Origin of the sequence: Achromobacter sp. JUb104 (genome assembly GCF_024806975.1) — a bacterium.
Taxonomy (GTDB): Bacteria; Pseudomonadota; Gammaproteobacteria; order Burkholderiales; family Burkholderiaceae_B; genus Achromobacter; species Achromobacter spanius.
Window position 1 is genome coordinate 1,078,489 of sequence record NZ_JANUEY010000002.1, and the last position, 15,061, is coordinate 1,093,549.

Here is a 15,061-nt window from a genome sequence, read left to right on the forward strand (position 1 = left end):
GAGAACGTTCATGAATATCTCAAAGTTCTTCATCGACCGGCCGATCTTTGCCGGTGTGCTGTCCATCCTGGTGCTGTTGGCGGGCCTCTTGGCCATGTTCCAACTGCCCATTTCCGAATACCCGGAAGTCGTGCCGCCGTCGGTGGTGGTGCGCGCGCAGTACCCGGGCGCCAACCCCAAGGTCATCGCCGAGACCGTTGCTTCGCCGCTGGAAGAATCCATCAACGGCGTCGAAGACATGCTGTACATGCAGTCGCAGGCCAACAGCGACGGCAACCTGACGCTGACGGTCAACTTCAAGCTGGGCGTGGACCCGGACAAGGCGCAGCAACTGGTGCAGAACCGCGTGTCGCAAGCGCTGCCGCGCCTGCCGCCGGACGTGCAGCGCCTGGGCGTGACCACGGCCAAGAGTTCGCCCACGCTGACGCTGGTGGTGCACCTGATCTCGCCGAACGACCGCTACGACATCACCTACCTGCGCAACTACGCGATCCTGAACATCAAGGACCGCCTGGCCCGCATCACGGGCGTGGGTGAAGTCACGGTGTGGGGTTCGGGCAATTACTCGATGCGCATCTGGCTGGACCCGCAAAAGGTGGCGCAGCGCGGCATGACCGCGTCGGAAGTCGTGGCCGCCATCCGCGAACAGAACGTGCAGGTGGCCGCCGGCGTGATCGGCGCATCGCCCACGCAAGGCGACGTGCCGCTGCAACTGAACGTGAATGCACGTGGCCGCCTGCAAACCGAGGAAGAATTCCGCGGCATCATCCTGAAGACCTCGCCCGATGGCGCCGTGACCTATCTGTCCGACGTCGCCCGCGTGGAGCTGGACGCCCAGGAATACGGCCTGCGTTCGCTGCTGGACAACAAGCAGGCGGTGGGCATGGGCATCATGCAGTCGCCGGGCGCCAATGCCTTGGACGTGTCGTCCCAGGTGCGCGCCGCCATGGCCGAGCTGGCGCAAGACTTCCCGCCGGGCGTGGAATACCGCATCGAATACGACCCCACGCAGTTCGTGCGGTCCAGTATCGAAGCCGTGGTGCACACGCTGCTGGAAGCCATTGCGCTGGTGGTGCTGGTGGTGATCCTGTTCCTGCAAACGTGGCGTGCGTCGATCATTCCGCTGCTGGCCGTGCCGGTTTCCATTGTGGGTACGTTCGCCCTGTTGCTGATGTTCGGCTATTCCATCAACGCGCTGTCGCTCTTCGGGATGGTGCTTGCCATCGGGATCGTGGTGGATGATGCGATCGTGGTGGTGGAAAACGTGGAACGCAATATCGCGGCGGGCTTGAGTCCACGCGACGCGACGTATCGGGCCATGCGTGAAGTCAGCGGCCCCATCATCGCCATCGCGCTGACGCTGTGCGCCGTGTTCGTGCCGCTGGCCTTCATGACGGGCCTGACTGGCCAGTTCTACAAGCAGTTCGCCATGACCATCGCCATCTCGACGGTGATCTCCGCCTTCAACTCGCTGACCCTGTCGCCCGCACTGTCGGCCCTGCTGCTCAAGAGCCATCACGACAAGCCGGACTGGCTGACCCGTGGCATGAACCGCGTCTTCGGCCGCTTCTTCAACTGGTTCAACAACATGTTCGGCCGCGCGTCCGAGTCCTACGGAACGGGCGTGTCCAACGTGATCCGCCGCAAGGCGGGCGCCATGGGCGTGTACGCGGTGCTGGTGGCCGCGACGCTTGGCGTGTCGTACCTGGTGCCCGGCGGCTTCGTGCCCGCGCAGGACAAGCAGTACCTGATCGGCTTCACGCAGTTGCCCAACGGCGCGTCGCTGGACCGCACGGAAGCGGTGATCCGCCGCATGAGCGACATCGCCTTGAAGGAACCCGGCGTGCAATCCGCCATCGCCTTCCCCGGCCTGTCGATCAACGGCTTCACCAACAGTTCCAGCGCCGGCATCGTGTTCGTCACGCTCAAGCCCTTTGGTGAACGCAAGAGCGCCGAGCTTTCCGGCGACGCCATTGCCGCATCGCTGAACCAGAAGTTTGCCGCCATCCAGGACTCGTTCATTGCCGTGTTCCCGCCCCCGCCCGTGATGGGCCTGGGCACGCTGGGCGGCTTCAAGCTGCAACTGGAAGACCGCGCGGCGCTGGGCTATGCCGAACTGGACAAGGCCAAGCAGGCCTTCCTGGCAAAGGCGCGTGAAACGCCTGAACTGGGCCCGGCGTTCTCCAGCTATGAAATCAACGTGCCGCAATTGGATGTGGACCTGGACCGCGTGAAGGCCAAGCAGTTGGGTGTGCCGGTGACGGAAGTGTTCGACACCATGCAGATCTACCTGGGCTCGATGTACGTGAACGACTTCAACCGCTTCGGCCGTGTGTTCCAGGTGCGTGCGCAAGCCGATGCCCAGTTCCGCGCGCATGCCGACGACATCCTGCAACTGAAGACCCGCAACGCGGCGGGCGACATGGTGCCGCTGTCGTCCTTGGTGACGGTCAACCAAACGTTCGGCCCGGAAATGGTGGTGCGCTACAACGGCTACACCGCCGCCGACATCAACGGCGGCCCGGCGCCCGGCTACTCGTCTGACCAGGCGCAAGCCGCGGCCGAACGTGTCGCCGCCGAAACGCTGCCGCGTGGCGTGAAGTTCGAATGGACCGACCTGACGTATCAGCAAATCCTGGCGGGCAATGCCGGCTTGTGGGTCTTCCCCATCAGCGTGCTGTTGGTGTTCCTGGTGCTGGCCGCGCTGTACGAAAGCCTGACCTTGCCGCTGGCCGTGATCCTGATCGTGCCGATGAGCATCCTGGCCGCGCTGACGGGCGTGTACCTGACGGGCAACGACAACAACATCTTCACGCAGATCGGCTTGATGGTGCTGGTGGGCTTGTCAGCGAAGAACGCGATTCTGATCGTGGAGTTCGCCCGAGAGCTTGAGATGAGTGGCCGCACGCCGCTGGAAGCCGCGATTGAAGCCAGCCGCCTGCGTCTGCGCCCGATCTTGATGACCTCCATCGCCTTCATCATGGGTGTGGTGCCGCTGGTGCTGTCGTCCGGCGCCGGTTCGGAAATGCGCCATGCCATGGGGGTGGCCGTGTTCTTCGGGATGTTGGGCGTGACCTTGTTCGGCCTGTTCCTGACGCCGGTGTTCTACGTGTTGCTGCGTTCGCTGGGCGGCAAGCCGCTGCATTCGGCGGCCCCGCATGAAGCGCCGGAGTGCGCGCCGCACATCGACACGAACGCGCCGCCCACCACGCAGCCTCACGCTTAACGCAGGCAGAAGAGAAGCCAGCGCGTCCTGCTCACAAGGCAGGGCGCGCGCCAAAGAGAATTCATCATGATCCAAAGACTGACCCGCGGTTCCGCCCTGCTTGCCGTCCTGCTCGTGCTGGCCGGCTGCGCGGTGGGCCCTACCTACGAAAAGCCATCCGCCGCCGCGCCGGCGGCCTTCAAGGAAGCGGCCTTGCCCGCGTCTGAAGCCGGCACCTGGAAGCCCGCCGAACCGTCGGAAGACGCGCTGCGCGGCGCCTGGTGGAAGGTATTCGGCGACGAAGGCCTGAACCAGTTGGAAGAAGAAGCGCAGCAGGCCAACCAGAACCTGCAAGCCGCCGCCGCCCGCCTGGCGCAGTCGCGCGCGCTGCAACGCGAAGCCCGCGCCGGCTTCTTTCCGACGCTGGACGCGGCCTTTGGCCCGAACCGCCAGCGCCCCTCGGCCGTGTCGCAAGGCCTGCCCGATGGTACGTCCACCAGCCCGGTGACGACGTGGCGCGCGCAAGGTGCCGTGTCGTACGAAGCCGACCTGTTTGGCCGCGTGGCCTCCACCGCCGATGCCGCCACCGCCGACGCCCAACAAAGCGAGGCGCTGTACCGGTCGGTGCTGCTGGCCTTGCAGGCCGACGTGGCCTCGACCTACTTCCTGGTCCGCGAGCAGGACGCCGAATCGCAGCTTTACCACCAGACGGTCAAGCTGCGCACCGACACGCTGCAATTGATCCAGCGCCGTTACGATGCCGGCGACATCAGCGAACTGGACCTGGCCCGCGCCAAGTCCGAGCTGGCGTCTGCGCAGTCGGAAGCGCTGGGCATCGACCGCCGCCGCGCCGCCGCCGAACACGCGCTGGCCGTGCTGCTGGGCCGCGCGCCGTCTGACTTCACAATGCCGCCGCAGCCGATTGAAAAGGTGGCGCTGTCGATTCCCGCAGGCTTGCCGTCCACCTTGCTGGAACGCCGCCCCGACATCGCCGCCGCCGAACGCGCCATGGCCGCCGCCAATGCCCGCGTCGGCGCAGCCAAGTCCGCGTTCTTCCCGCGCCTGGACATCACCGGCGCCTTTGGTTATGAATCGTCGGACCTGGGCAACCTGTTCCAGTGGTCCAGCCGCACGTTCCTGCTGGGCCCGCTGGTGGGCGCCGCGCTGTCGATGCCGATCTTCGACGGCGGCCGCCGCCAAGCCGGCCTGGACCGCGCGCGCGCCGTGTATGAAGAAGACGTTGCCGTGTATCGCCAGACGGTGCTGAATGCCTTCCGCGAGGTCGAAGACAATTTGGCCAACCTGCGCATCCTGGCCGACCAGACCAAGGCGCAAGACGCCGCGGTCGAAGCCTCGGCCCGCGCCGCGATGCTGTCGCACACGCAATATCGCGAAGGCAGCATCAGCTACCTGGACGTGATCGAAGCCGACCGCAGCGTACTGTTGCAGCAACGCGTTGCCGTGCAGTTAAGCGGCGAACAAGCTCGCTCGGCGGTAGCCCTGATCCGCGCCATCGGCGGCGGCTGGGACAACCCCGTCCCCCCGGATACGGTAGCGGCCCGGTAGGATGGCGTAGGATGGGTGAAGCGCGGCACAGCCATCGCCAGAACCCAAACGCCGATCGCGCGTAACCCATCATGCAACGGTTGCTGTGTGGCTACGCTTCAAAAGAACTGGACCGTTGCTTGATGGGTTTCGCGCGATTGGCAATTTCGTTCTATTGAAATCTCTGCCGCGCTGCACCCATCCTACGATGACAACGCCGCCGCAACGTCGGTAGGATGGGTGAAGCGCGGGAAGACCGCGCCTAGCACCCAAACGCCGATCGCGCGTAACCCATCATGCAACGGTTGCTGTGTGGCTACGCTTCAAAAGAACTGGACCGCTGCTTGATGGGTTTCGCGCGATTGGCGATTTCGTTCTGTTGAAATCTCTGCCGCGCTGCACCCATCCTACGGTGGCGGGTTCTTACGTTGCGCCACGCGCTGCACCACGCGCTGCGCCACGCGGTATCCGGCGAAGACATAGAACGCTGCGCTGTTCACCACCAGCCACGCCCCCAACCCGCCCAGCAGCGCTACCACCGGCCCCACCGCGCGCACCCCGCCTTGAGTCCATACCGCCACGCCCAGGGCGCCAACTGTCACCAAACCCAGCACCAGCCACTTCACCACCACCAATCCGGCGGACCTGCCGGCCATCACCCACACCACGCCTATCGCCAAGGCCAGCGCCGTGCCTGCGCATACCGCCACCAACGCGAACGCCGCCCACGCGGCGCCGGCCGACTGCAACAACAGGCTCAGCACTTCGATCCCCACGCCCAGGCCGCCCGTCATGACCAGCACGGCCAGCACCAGGGGCGACCACATGCCGGGCGGCGCGTGGCGGGCGTCCATGTCGGCCACGAAGCGGTGCATCGCCGATGACGCCATCGGGTCGTCCGTATCCTCCCTGCCGGACAGCGCCGCCTCTACCTTGCGGCATTGCGCGATCAATGTGTTCAGTCCGGCCTTGGGCCTGTCGTCGGTTGAGGGCATCACAGTCGAGTCATCGTCCCATCGCAGTCAAATCATGGTCGGGTCTTCGTCACTTCACAGTCGCCTCACAGCCTCGTCACGCCCGGCGCGTGTTCCGCTACCGTGTTGCGCAGCGCCGCCATGGCCTCTTGCACCGCCAGCGGCCGGAACGCATCTTCGCGCCAGTACATCGCCACCGATCCAAAGCCCGACAGCCGCACCGGAATGATCCGCATCGCGCGCATCTGCGAAAAGCGCAGCGCGGCGCGATGCGAGGCGACGCCGATCATGTCGCTGTTGTTGATCAGCGTGAGGTTGATCGTGACCGAATTTGATTCCACGTGATCGGCCGGCGGCGCTTGCCCCGCCGCCGCCAGCGCGGCATCCACCGCGTTGCGGATCGGCGTGCCCTTGGGCCACAAGATCCATCGATACGACAACAGATCCGGCCAGGTCGGCTGTTCAATCGCGAACAGCGGATGACGCGGCCGCGCCACCAAGTGGATAGGTTCCAGGTACAGCGCTTCAAAGCGAATGGCGGGGTCGTGGTGTTCAGGCGCCGAGCGGCCCACCACGATATCCAGATCGCCTTGCGCCAGTTGCGCCAGCAGCCGGTCGGTGGTGCCTTCCACCAGCTTGACGCGCGCTTGCGGCATGCGTTCCAACAGCTTCATCACCGCCAGCGGCACCGTATCGGATGCCGACGCGCCGGATGCGCCGATCACCACGCGGCCGCCACCCCCTTCGCGCAGCGCGGCCATGTCGGCGCCCGCACGGTCCAGTTGCGCCTCCAGCCGCTGCGCGTGCGCGATCAGCACGTCGCCATGCGGCGTGGGACGCAAGCCGCGCGCATGTCGTTCAAACAGCGGCAGCCCGATATCGTCTTCCAGGTCTTTCAGCCACTTCGACAGGCCGGGCTGCGTGGTGTTCAGCATGGCCGCCGAATGGCTGATGTTGCGGGTCTGCGCCAAGCTCAACAGCATCTTCAGATTGCGCAGCCGCAGGCGGTGGGTCCAGTCCATGCAGGCCCTCATCCGTGGGGGGTTGTCTCGTATGTATATGTTTATTGGTATGGATAATAAGATAATTTCATTTCAAAACACATAGCTGTTCTACGCATAATTGTCTTCAAACCTGGACCAGCCGCGAACCACGCGGCGGCCACCCGTAGAAGCCGGCATCAGCCGGACAACCCGGAGACAAACATGCCCGACGGCCACACCACCGGCGCGGAGCGCAGCACTGACCGCAGCGCCGACCGCAGCAGCTACTACGCCCGCATTGCCAAGAAACACATGGCTCCGCTCTGGGAGTCATTGCATAACCTGGTACCCCGCCAGCCCACCCCGCGCTGCGTACCCGCCATCTGGAAGTACGACGACGTGCGCGACGACGTCATGGCGTCCGGCTCGCTGATTACCGCCGAGGAAGCCGTGCGGCGCGTGCTGATCCTGGAAAACCCCGGCCTGCCCGGCCAGGCCAGCATCACCCAAAGCCTGTATGCGGGCCTGCAACTGATCTTGCCCGGCGAAGTGGCGCCCAGCCACCGCCACACACAATCGGCGCTGCGCTTCATCGTCGAAGGCCGGGGCGCGTACACCGCCGTCAACGGCGAGCGCACCACCATGCATCCGGGCGACTTCATCATCACGCCGTCGTGGACCTGGCATGACCACGGCAATGCCGAAACCGTCGAAGGCGGCGAGCCCGTCGTCTGGCTGGACGGCCTGGACATTCCCTTGCTGCGCTTTCTGGATGCCGGCTTTGCCGAGAACTATCCGCAAGCCGCCCAGCCCGTGACCCGCCCGGAAGGCGACAGCATGGCGCGCTTTGGCCACAACATGGCGCCCGTTCGCCATCAGGTATCCAGCGGCACCTCGCCCATCTTCAACTACCCCTACGAACGCAGCCGCGAAGCGCTGGACGCGCTCTATCGGCATGGCGAACTGGACGCCTGGGACGGCGTGAAGCTGCGCTACCTGAACCCGGCCACGGGCGGCTACCCCATGCCCACGATGGCCACCTTCATGCAATTTTTGCCGGCCGGATTTCAGGGCAAGCCCTATCGCAGCACCGACTCCACCGTCTACAGCGTGGTGGAAGGCCGGGGCATCGCGCGCATTGGCGAAGAGGAATTTCACTTCGGCCCGCGCGACGTCTTCGTGGCGCCGTCGTGGCTGCCCGTGCAACTGGCCGCGCTGGACGACGCCACCCTGTTCAGCTATTCCGACCGCCCCGTGCAGGACGCGCTGGGCGTATGGCGCGAAGAGCGCGTCGGCTGATACGCGTCGCGCGGTTCGCCGCGCTGCGTTTGCGGCCCGCTTCCTGCTGGGTTCCCGTTTTGCTTTCCGCTTTGCTTTCCGCTTTGCTTTCCGCTTTGCTTTCCGCGTTGTTTCCCCGCTTTGTTTCCCCATCCTCGATCCAAGGTTGATCCATGCCTTTCGTGTTTGCTCCCGCCGCTCCCGTCGCCGTGCCCATTGCCGGCGGCCAGGATGCCTTTCCCGTGCGCCGCGTCTACTGCGTGGGCCGCAACTACGCCGCCCACGCGCGCGAGATGGGCTTTGACCCCGACCGCGAACCGCCTTTCTTTTTCTGCAAGCCCGCCGATGCCGTCGTACCGGTGGCCGACGGCCAGACGCTGGATCTGCCCTACCCTCCCGAGACCGCCAACCTGCATTACGAGATTGAACTGGTTGCCGCCATCGGCCAGGGCGGCGCGAACATAGCCGTGGACGACGCGCTGCAACACGTCTGGGGCTACGCCGTGGGCCTGGACATGACGCGCCGCGACTTGCAGATGAAGATGCGCGAAGCCGGTCGCCCCTGGGAACTGGGCAAGGCCTTCGACCAGAGCGCGCCCATCGGCCCGCTGCACCCGGCCGCGTCCGTCGCGGGCATCGAGCAGGCGGGCATCTGGCTACAGGTCAACGGCGCCGACAAGCAACGCAGCGACATCGGCAAGCTGATCTGGTCCGTGGCGGAAACCATTGCCTACCTGTCGCGCTATTTCCGCCTGGAGCCCGGCGACCTGATCTACACCGGCACGCCGGAAGGCGTGGGCCCCGTGGTTCGCGGCGACAAGATGCTGGGCGGCGTCGACGGGCTGGGCACGCTGAGCGTGCAGATGGTCTGACGGGAGCCCCCATGCAACTGCACAGCTTTTTCAATAGTTCCACGTCGTACCGCGTGCGTATCGCGCTGGCGCTCAAGGGCCTGCCCTACGAGATCCTTCCTGTGAACCTGCGCAAGCAGGAACAACGCGCGCCCGAGTACGTGGCCAAGAATCCGTCGGCCGGTGTGCCGCTGCTGATTGAGGGCGACGTCCAGTTGTCGCAATCGCTGGCCATCATTGACTACCTGGACGCCACGCATCCCGAGCCGCGCCTGATACCCGCCGCCACCTTGGCGCGCGCGCGGGTGCTGGAACTGTCCAACGCCATCGCCTGCGACATCCACCCCGTCAACAACATGCGCATCCTGCGCTATCTGCAAGACGTGCTGGGCGCGAGCGACGCGCAGAAAAACACCTGGTATCAGCACTGGGTAAACGAAGGCCTGGGCGCGGTGGAAGAACTGTTGGCCCGCCATGGCCACGGAGCGTACTGCTTTGGTGATGCTCCCACGCTGGCCGATTGCTGCCTGGTGCCGCAAGTGGCCAACGCGCAGCGCATGGGCTGCGACTTGTCGGCCTTTCCGCGCATTCTGCGCATCCATGAGCACTGCAACGCCCAGCCGGCATTCCAGCACGCCGCGCCCGCCCGCCAACCCGACGCCATTCAATGACGATGAGCACGCCCATGCAAGAACCCGACACCCACGGCGCACCGCTGCGCGAGTACACCGACCCCGCCTACCAACCCCTGTGCGCCAACCTGGCCGAGGTGCGCGCCAACATCGACCGGCTGGACGACGAGATCGTGCGCCTGATTGCCGAACGCGCGCTGTATGTGAAAGACGCGGCGCGCTTCAAGCGCGATGCCTACCAGGTCAGCGCGCCCGCGCGCCAGGCCCAGGTTTTTGACAAGGCGCGCGCGCTGGCCACCCGCCACAACCGCGGCTTCGCCAATCTGGAAGCGGTGGTGGACGCGACCTATCGCGCGATGGTGGCGGCCTTCATCGCCAATGAGCAAACCTATTTCGACAACATGAAAAATGTGGGAGACACGGATGACTGAGTTTTTGCCCCTGACGCGGCCACTGAGACGGCCACTGAGCGTGGCGGCGCGCGCGTTTACGCTGGCCATGGCCGTTGTTGCTCCGCTGTCCGCCCCGCTGTCCACCGCACACGCCGCCGACGCCTGGCCGTCGCAGCCGCTGAAAGCCGTCGTGCCGTTCGGCCCCGGGTCCAGCCCGGATCAGGTGGCGCGTGTGGTCGCCGAAAAGGCCAGCACCATCCTGGGACAAACCATCGTCATCGAGAACAAGCCCGGCGCCAGCGGCAACATCGGCACCTACGCCATCGCCAACGCCAAGCCCGACGGCTACACCTTCGGCGTGTCCATCACCGGCCCGCTGGTGAACAACACACTGCTATTCGACAAGCTGCCCTACGCGCCCGCCACCGACTTGTCGCCGCTGACGCTGGCCGTGCATCAGCCCAACGTGCTGGTCGTGCCCGCGTCGGCCGGCATCGCCAACGTGGGCCAGTTGCTGGACGCGCTGAAGAAGAATCCCGACAAGTACAACTTCCCTTCGACGGGCGCGGGCACGGTGTCGCATCTGGCGGTTGAGCTGATGCTGCAACAGATCGGTGGTCGCGCGACGCACGTGCCCTACCCGTCGTCACCCGCCGCGCTGACGTCCCTGCTGTCGGGCGATACGCAGTTTGCGGCGCTGCCGCCCATTGCCGTCATGCCGATGGTGAAGGACGGGCGCTTGAAGGCGCTGGCGGTGACCTCATCCAAGCGGTCGGCGCTGCTGCCCGACATTCCGACGCTGGCGGAAGCGGGGGTGTCGGGTATTGAGGGCTCGGCGTGGATCGGCTTCGTGGTGTCGTCCAAGGTGCCGGCCGATATACAGAAAAAATTGTCCGATGCACTGATCCAGGCTATCCGCGACCCTGAAGTGGCCAAGCGCCTGCAAGCGCAGTACATGGACCCCGTGGGCAGCACGCCCGCCGAGTTCCGCGCCTACATGGACGACGAGCTCAAACGCTGGGAACCCTTGATCAAGAAGCTGGGCATCAAGGGGCAATAAGGCACACGCAAGACAAGCAAGGAGGACATCAATGCTCATTACCGAACCCGCCCGCCAAGTGCCGCTCTACGGCGAATTCGACGTCGTGGTGCTGGGCGGCGGCCCGGCCGGCGTGCTGGCCGCCGCCAGCGCGGCCCGCAATGGCGCACGCGTGCTGCTCGTGGAACGCTACGGCTTTCTGGGCGGCATGGGTACCGCCGCCGGCGTGTCCAATTTCTGCGGGCTGCACGCCAACATCCACGGCAACATCCGCCAGGTGGTGCACGGCATGACCGACGAGCTGCTCGACCGCATGCGCGCCATGGACGGCTTGAACGACCCGCACCTGATCCTGGGCAAGATCCACGCCCAGGCCTACGACATCTCCGCCTTCAAATGCGCCGCCGACGGCATGGTGCAGGACAGCGGCGCGCAGGTGCTGTTCCACGCCCTGGCCACGGGCCTGGCGCGCGACGAACAAGGCCGCGTCGATGTCTTGTTCCTGGAGACCAAGTCTGGCCGCTGCGCGGTGCGTGCCAAGGTCTTCATCGACTGCTCGGGCGATGGCGACATCGCGCAATGGGGCGGCCTGCCCTTCGAAAAAGGCGACGAACACGGTCACATGCTGTACCCCACGTTGATGTTCAAGGTAGGCAACGTGGACGGCGCGCGCGCGCAAGAAGCCTGGAAGACCATTCCGCTCTTGATGGATGAAGCCGCCGCCAGCGGCGAGTTCACCTTCCCGCGACGCGGCGCCATCGTGCGGCCGCAAAAGCACGACTACGAATGGCGCGTGAACGTTACGCAACTGGCCAATGCCGATGGCAGCGCGGCCGATGGCACCGACGCCGGTTCGCTGTCGGCCGGTGAACTGGAAGGCCGTCGGCAGATCATGCAGTACCTGGCCTTTCTACGCGCCAAGGTGCCGGGCTTTGAACAAGCCTACGTGCTGGACATCGCGCCGCAACTTGGCATTCGCGAAACGCGCCGCATCGTGGGCGAGGCGGTGCTAACCAAAGAGCACGTGCTGGGCTGCGCCGACTTTGCCGACAGCATCGGCGTGAACGGTTGGCCCTTGGAAATGCACACGGCCGGCGACGTGAAGTGGGTGTGGCCGCCCATTCCGGAGTCTCGCGGCTACAACCAACTGCCGTTTCGGATGATGGTGCCCAAGCGGGGGCCGGGCGTGGCCGACAACGTGCTGGTGGCGGGCCGCTGCGCCTCCATGACGCATGAAGGCCAGTCCGCCGCGCGCGTCAGCGGCAGTTGCTTTGTGATGGGCGAAGCGGCGGGCACGGCGGCGGCCATGGCGCTAAGCGCGGGCGTCATGCCGGCCGAGCTTCCCATCGCGGCCTTGCAGGCGCAACTGACACGCCAGGGCGCCTTCCTGGGCGGCCAGGAATGAACCGGCACGGAACCTTGATATGAATGCATCCTCAACGACAACGACACCCCCCGCCACGCGCTCCGTCATCGTGGTCGGCGGCGGCATCGGCGGGCTGGCGGCCGCGCTGGCGCTGACCCGGCAAGGCATCGCCGTGCAACTGCTGGAGCAGGCCGCGCACATCGGTGAAATCGGCGCGGGCATCCAGCTTGGCCCCAACGCTTTCGCGGCGCTGGACGCGCTGGGCGTGGGCGACACGGCGCGTGCGCGCGCGGTGTTCACCGACCACATCATCATGATGGACGCGGTGGATGCGCAGGAGGTGGTGCGCATCGACACGGGCGAAGCGTTTCGCGCGCGCTTCGGTGGGCCATATGCGGTGATCCATCGCGCCGACATTCATTTGTCGATCCTTGAAGCCGTGCAGCAGAACCCGCTGATCCGCTTTCGAACGTCGACGCAAATCGCCGCCATGTCGCAAGACGGGCAAGGCGTGGAAGTGGTGGACACGAACGGTGAACGCTACCGCGCGGATGCTGTGGTGGGCGCGGACGGCGTGAAGTCGGTGATCCGCGAACGCACCGTGGGCGACCCCGCGCGCGTGACGGGTCACGTGGTCTATCGCGCCGTGGTCGAACGCGAGAACATGCCCGAAGAACTGCGCATCAACGCGCCCGTGCTGTGGGCGGGGCCGCGCTGCCATCTGGTGCACTACCCGCTGCGCGGCGGCCAGCAATACAACCTAGTCGTCACCTTCCACAGCCGCGAAGAAGAGCAATGGGGCGTGCGCGAAGGCAGCAAGGAAGAGGTGCTGTCGTACTTTGAAGGCATCCACCCGCGCCCGCATCAGATGCTGGACCGCCCCACGTCATGGAAGCGCTGGGCCACCGCCGACCGCGACCCGGTCGAACACTGGGGCCAGGGCCGCGTCACCTTGCTGGGCGACGCGGCGCATCCGATGACGCAGTACATGGCGCAGGGCGCGTGCATGGCGCTGGAAGATGCGGTCACGCTGGGTGAAGCCGTACGCGAATGCGGGCACGACCTGGAAGCGGCGTTCCGCCTGTATGAATCGGTGCGCATTCCGCGCAGCGCGCGCGTGGTCTGGTCCACCCGGGAAATGGGCAGGCTGTATCACGCGCGTGGCGTGGAGCGCACCGTGCGCAACATGCTGTGGACGGGCCGCAGCCAGTCACAGTTCTACGACGCGTTGCAGTGGTTGTACGGCTGGAAGGTGGAACGCTGCCTGGCGCCGATGTAGGGACTCAATACAAAGACATCAATACCGAAGGGCAGGCAAGAAGCGGGATTCAAGCACAAGGTGCAGGCAAACAACAGAAGCACAAGACCAAAGCACAACAGGAGACAACCATGACATGCCATATCCTACGGGGCGCCGCAGCCCTGGCGTTGGCGCTGACGGCATGCGCCGCCGGCGCGCAGGGCAAGCCGCTGGACATCGGCTTCATCGGCACGCTGTCCACGCCCGCCGGCTACATCGGCGAAGACGAGCGCGACGCCTTCATGCTGGCCGTCAAGGAAGGCGGCGGCAAACTGGGCGGCGTGCCGGTCAATGTGCGCGTGGAAGACGACGCGCTCAAGCCCGCCAACGCCAAGCAAACCGCCGACAGGATGGTGCAAGACGGCGTGCGCCTCTTCACGGGCGTGAACTTTTCAAACGTCATGGCGGCGGTTGGCCCCACGGTGCTGAACGCGGGCGGTTTCTACGTCAGTCTGAACGCCGGCCCCTCCAACTACGCGGGCAAGGCTTGCAACCCGAACTACTTCGCGGTCGCCTTCCAGAACGACTCGTACGCCGACACCGCCGGCATCGCCGCGAATGAATTGGGTGTGAAGCGCGTAGTGGTGATGGCGCCCAACTACCAAGCCGGCCGCGACGCCGTCGCCGGCTTCAAGCGTGCGTACAAGGGTGACATCGTTGAAGAGATCTACACGAAGTTGGATCAGTCGGACTTCTCGGTTGAGCTGGCCCGCATCCGCGCGTTGAACCCCGACGCCATTTTCCAGTTTCATCCGGGCGGCGCGGGCATCAACCTGACCAAGCAGTTCGCCAATTCGGGGCTGTCGGACAAGATCAAGATGATCACACCTATCTATTCCATGGACGAACGCATGCTGGCCGCGACGGGCACGGCGGGCAAGGGGTTCTATCTGAGTTCGCTATGGAGCGCGGACCTGGACAACCCGCAGAACAAACATTTCGTCGAGGCGTTCACCAAGGCGTATCAACGTGCGCCCACGGCGTATGCGGCGCAGGCCTACGACACCGCGAATCTGATCGCGTCGGCCTTAAAAGCCGTCAATGGCGACATCACTGGCCGCGCAGACGACTTCCGCGCCGCGCTACGCAAAGCAGACTTTGCGAGCGTGCGCGGAAAGTTCAAATTTGGACCAAACCAGCACCCGATCCAGGATTGGTATCTGCTGCACATCGAAGCGGACGCAAGCGGCAAGCTGGTCTACAAAAACATGAAGGTCCTGGCCCGCGATCACACAGACGTGCACGCGGCAAACTGCAAAATGTAGGTGCCTGCGGCAGATAGCAAAATGTAGGTGCGTGCGGAAGACAGCAAAATGTAGGTGCGTGCGGCAGATAGCAAAATGTAGGATGGGTGGAGCGCGCCAGATCCGTAAAAAGCACACAGGCGTGAATCGCGCGTAACCCATCAGGCGATGCCTGCCCCAGCGCGGAACGCCAGAAAAAAACAGCCGCCCGATAAATACCTCGGGCGGCTGTTTGTTGATTGTGGGGCCTAT

General features: G+C 65.1%; 12 protein-coding genes. 10 read left to right on the forward strand and 2 right to left on the reverse strand.

Translation table 11 applies throughout. The annotated features are described in order from the left end of the window. The first annotated feature begins 10 nt into the window (after positions 1 to 10). Positions 11 to 3,226, forward strand: a complete 3,216-nt coding sequence (locus tag M2361_RS16695; protein WP_259250717.1) for an efflux RND transporter permease subunit — start codon at positions 11 to 13, stop codon at positions 3,224 to 3,226. Between the two features lie 66 nt (positions 3,227 to 3,292). Further along, complete coding sequence (locus M2361_RS16700; protein ID WP_259250719.1) at positions 3,293 to 4,771, forward strand: efflux transporter outer membrane subunit; 1,479 nt, start codon at positions 3,293 to 3,295, stop codon at positions 4,769 to 4,771. 386 nt (positions 4,772 to 5,157) lie between these two features. On the opposite strand, the gene M2361_RS16705 is transcribed toward M2361_RS16700, so the two are convergent. Together M2361_RS16705 and M2361_RS16710 are read right to left on the reverse strand one after the other, a co-directional pair. After that, the gene (locus M2361_RS16705) at positions 5,158 to 5,745 is read right to left on the reverse strand and encodes a hypothetical protein (protein ID WP_259250720.1); all 588 of its coding nucleotides are present in this window, start codon (positions 5,743 to 5,745) and stop codon (positions 5,158 to 5,160) included. A gap of 65 nt (positions 5,746 to 5,810) precedes the next feature. After that, a complete protein-coding gene (locus M2361_RS16710; protein WP_259250722.1) occupies positions 5,811 to 6,746 on the reverse strand; it encodes a LysR family transcriptional regulator in 936 nt (311 codons plus the stop codon). Positions 6,747 to 6,929: 183 nt separating this feature from the next. Between M2361_RS16710 and gtdA the strand changes: the two genes are divergently transcribed. From gtdA to M2361_RS16750, 8 genes are all read left to right on the forward strand, one after another. Beyond that, positions 6,930 to 8,006, forward strand: a complete 1,077-nt coding sequence (gene gtdA, locus M2361_RS16715; RefSeq protein WP_259250724.1) for a gentisate 1,2-dioxygenase — start codon at positions 6,930 to 6,932, stop codon at positions 8,004 to 8,006. A 152-nt stretch (positions 8,007 to 8,158) separates the two neighbouring features. Continuing rightward, positions 8,159 to 8,857 carry a fumarylacetoacetate hydrolase family protein gene (locus M2361_RS16720; protein WP_259250725.1) on the forward strand — a complete coding sequence of 233 codons (699 nt, stop codon included), beginning with the start codon at positions 8,159 to 8,161 and terminating at the stop codon, positions 8,855 to 8,857. An 11-nt stretch (positions 8,858 to 8,868) separates the two neighbouring features. Further along, the gene (maiA, locus tag M2361_RS16725; protein WP_259250726.1) at positions 8,869 to 9,507 is read left to right on the forward strand and encodes a maleylacetoacetate isomerase; all 639 of its coding nucleotides are present in this window, start codon (positions 8,869 to 8,871) and stop codon (positions 9,505 to 9,507) included. Positions 9,508 to 9,521: 14 nt separating this feature from the next. Next, complete coding sequence (locus tag M2361_RS16730) at positions 9,522 to 9,899, forward strand: chorismate mutase (protein ID WP_259250727.1); 378 nt, start codon at positions 9,522 to 9,524, stop codon at positions 9,897 to 9,899. Further along, positions 9,892 to 10,920: a tripartite tricarboxylate transporter substrate binding protein gene (locus tag M2361_RS16735; RefSeq protein ID WP_259250728.1), complete on the forward strand. Its 1,029-nt coding sequence runs from the start codon at positions 9,892 to 9,894 to the stop codon at positions 10,918 to 10,920. Before M2361_RS16730 ends, M2361_RS16735 begins: the two co-directional genes overlap by 8 nt. A gap of 31 nt (positions 10,921 to 10,951) precedes the next feature. Further along, on the forward strand, positions 10,952 to 12,304 hold the full coding sequence (locus M2361_RS16740; RefSeq protein ID WP_259250729.1) for an FAD-dependent oxidoreductase: 1,353 nt from the start codon (positions 10,952 to 10,954) through the stop codon (positions 12,302 to 12,304). 19 nt (positions 12,305 to 12,323) lie between these two features. Then, positions 12,324 to 13,544 (forward strand): 3-hydroxybenzoate 6-monooxygenase, encoded by a 1,221-nt coding sequence (locus M2361_RS16745; protein ID WP_259250730.1) that lies wholly within the window; start codon positions 12,324 to 12,326, stop codon positions 13,542 to 13,544. A gap of 110 nt (positions 13,545 to 13,654) precedes the next feature. Next, a complete protein-coding gene (locus M2361_RS16750) occupies positions 13,655 to 14,830 on the forward strand; it encodes an ABC transporter substrate-binding protein (RefSeq protein WP_259250732.1) in 1,176 nt (391 codons plus the stop codon). Positions 14,831 to 15,061 lie beyond the last annotated feature (231 nt).

What these genes read in the sequence shown, in the direction of transcription:
- M2361_RS16695 (WP_259250717.1), top strand. Translation starts at nt 11, where the DNA reads ATGAATATCTCAAAGTTCTTCATCGACCGGCCGATCTTTGCCGGTGTG.
- M2361_RS16700 (WP_259250719.1), top strand. Translation starts at nt 3,293, where the DNA reads ATGATCCAAAGACTGACCCGCGGTTCCGCCCTGCTTGCCGTCCTGCTC.
- M2361_RS16705 (WP_259250720.1), bottom strand. Translation starts at nt 5,745, where the DNA reads ATGCCCTCAACCGACGACAGGCCCAAGGCCGGACTGAACACATTGATC.
- M2361_RS16710 (WP_259250722.1), bottom strand. Translation starts at nt 6,746, where the DNA reads ATGGACTGGACCCACCGCCTGCGGCTGCGCAATCTGAAGATGCTGTTG.
- gtdA (WP_259250724.1), top strand. Translation starts at nt 6,930, where the DNA reads ATGCCCGACGGCCACACCACCGGCGCGGAGCGCAGCACTGACCGCAGC.
- M2361_RS16720 (WP_259250725.1), top strand. Translation starts at nt 8,159, where the DNA reads ATGCCTTTCGTGTTTGCTCCCGCCGCTCCCGTCGCCGTGCCCATTGCC.
- maiA (WP_259250726.1), top strand. Translation starts at nt 8,869, where the DNA reads ATGCAACTGCACAGCTTTTTCAATAGTTCCACGTCGTACCGCGTGCGT.
- M2361_RS16730 (WP_259250727.1), top strand. Translation starts at nt 9,522, where the DNA reads ATGCAAGAACCCGACACCCACGGCGCACCGCTGCGCGAGTACACCGAC.
- M2361_RS16735 (WP_259250728.1), top strand. Translation starts at nt 9,892, where the DNA reads ATGACTGAGTTTTTGCCCCTGACGCGGCCACTGAGACGGCCACTGAGC.
- M2361_RS16740 (WP_259250729.1), top strand. Translation starts at nt 10,952, where the DNA reads ATGCTCATTACCGAACCCGCCCGCCAAGTGCCGCTCTACGGCGAATTC.
- M2361_RS16745 (WP_259250730.1), top strand. Translation starts at nt 12,324, where the DNA reads ATGAATGCATCCTCAACGACAACGACACCCCCCGCCACGCGCTCCGTC.
- M2361_RS16750 (WP_259250732.1), top strand. Translation starts at nt 13,655, where the DNA reads ATGACATGCCATATCCTACGGGGCGCCGCAGCCCTGGCGTTGGCGCTG.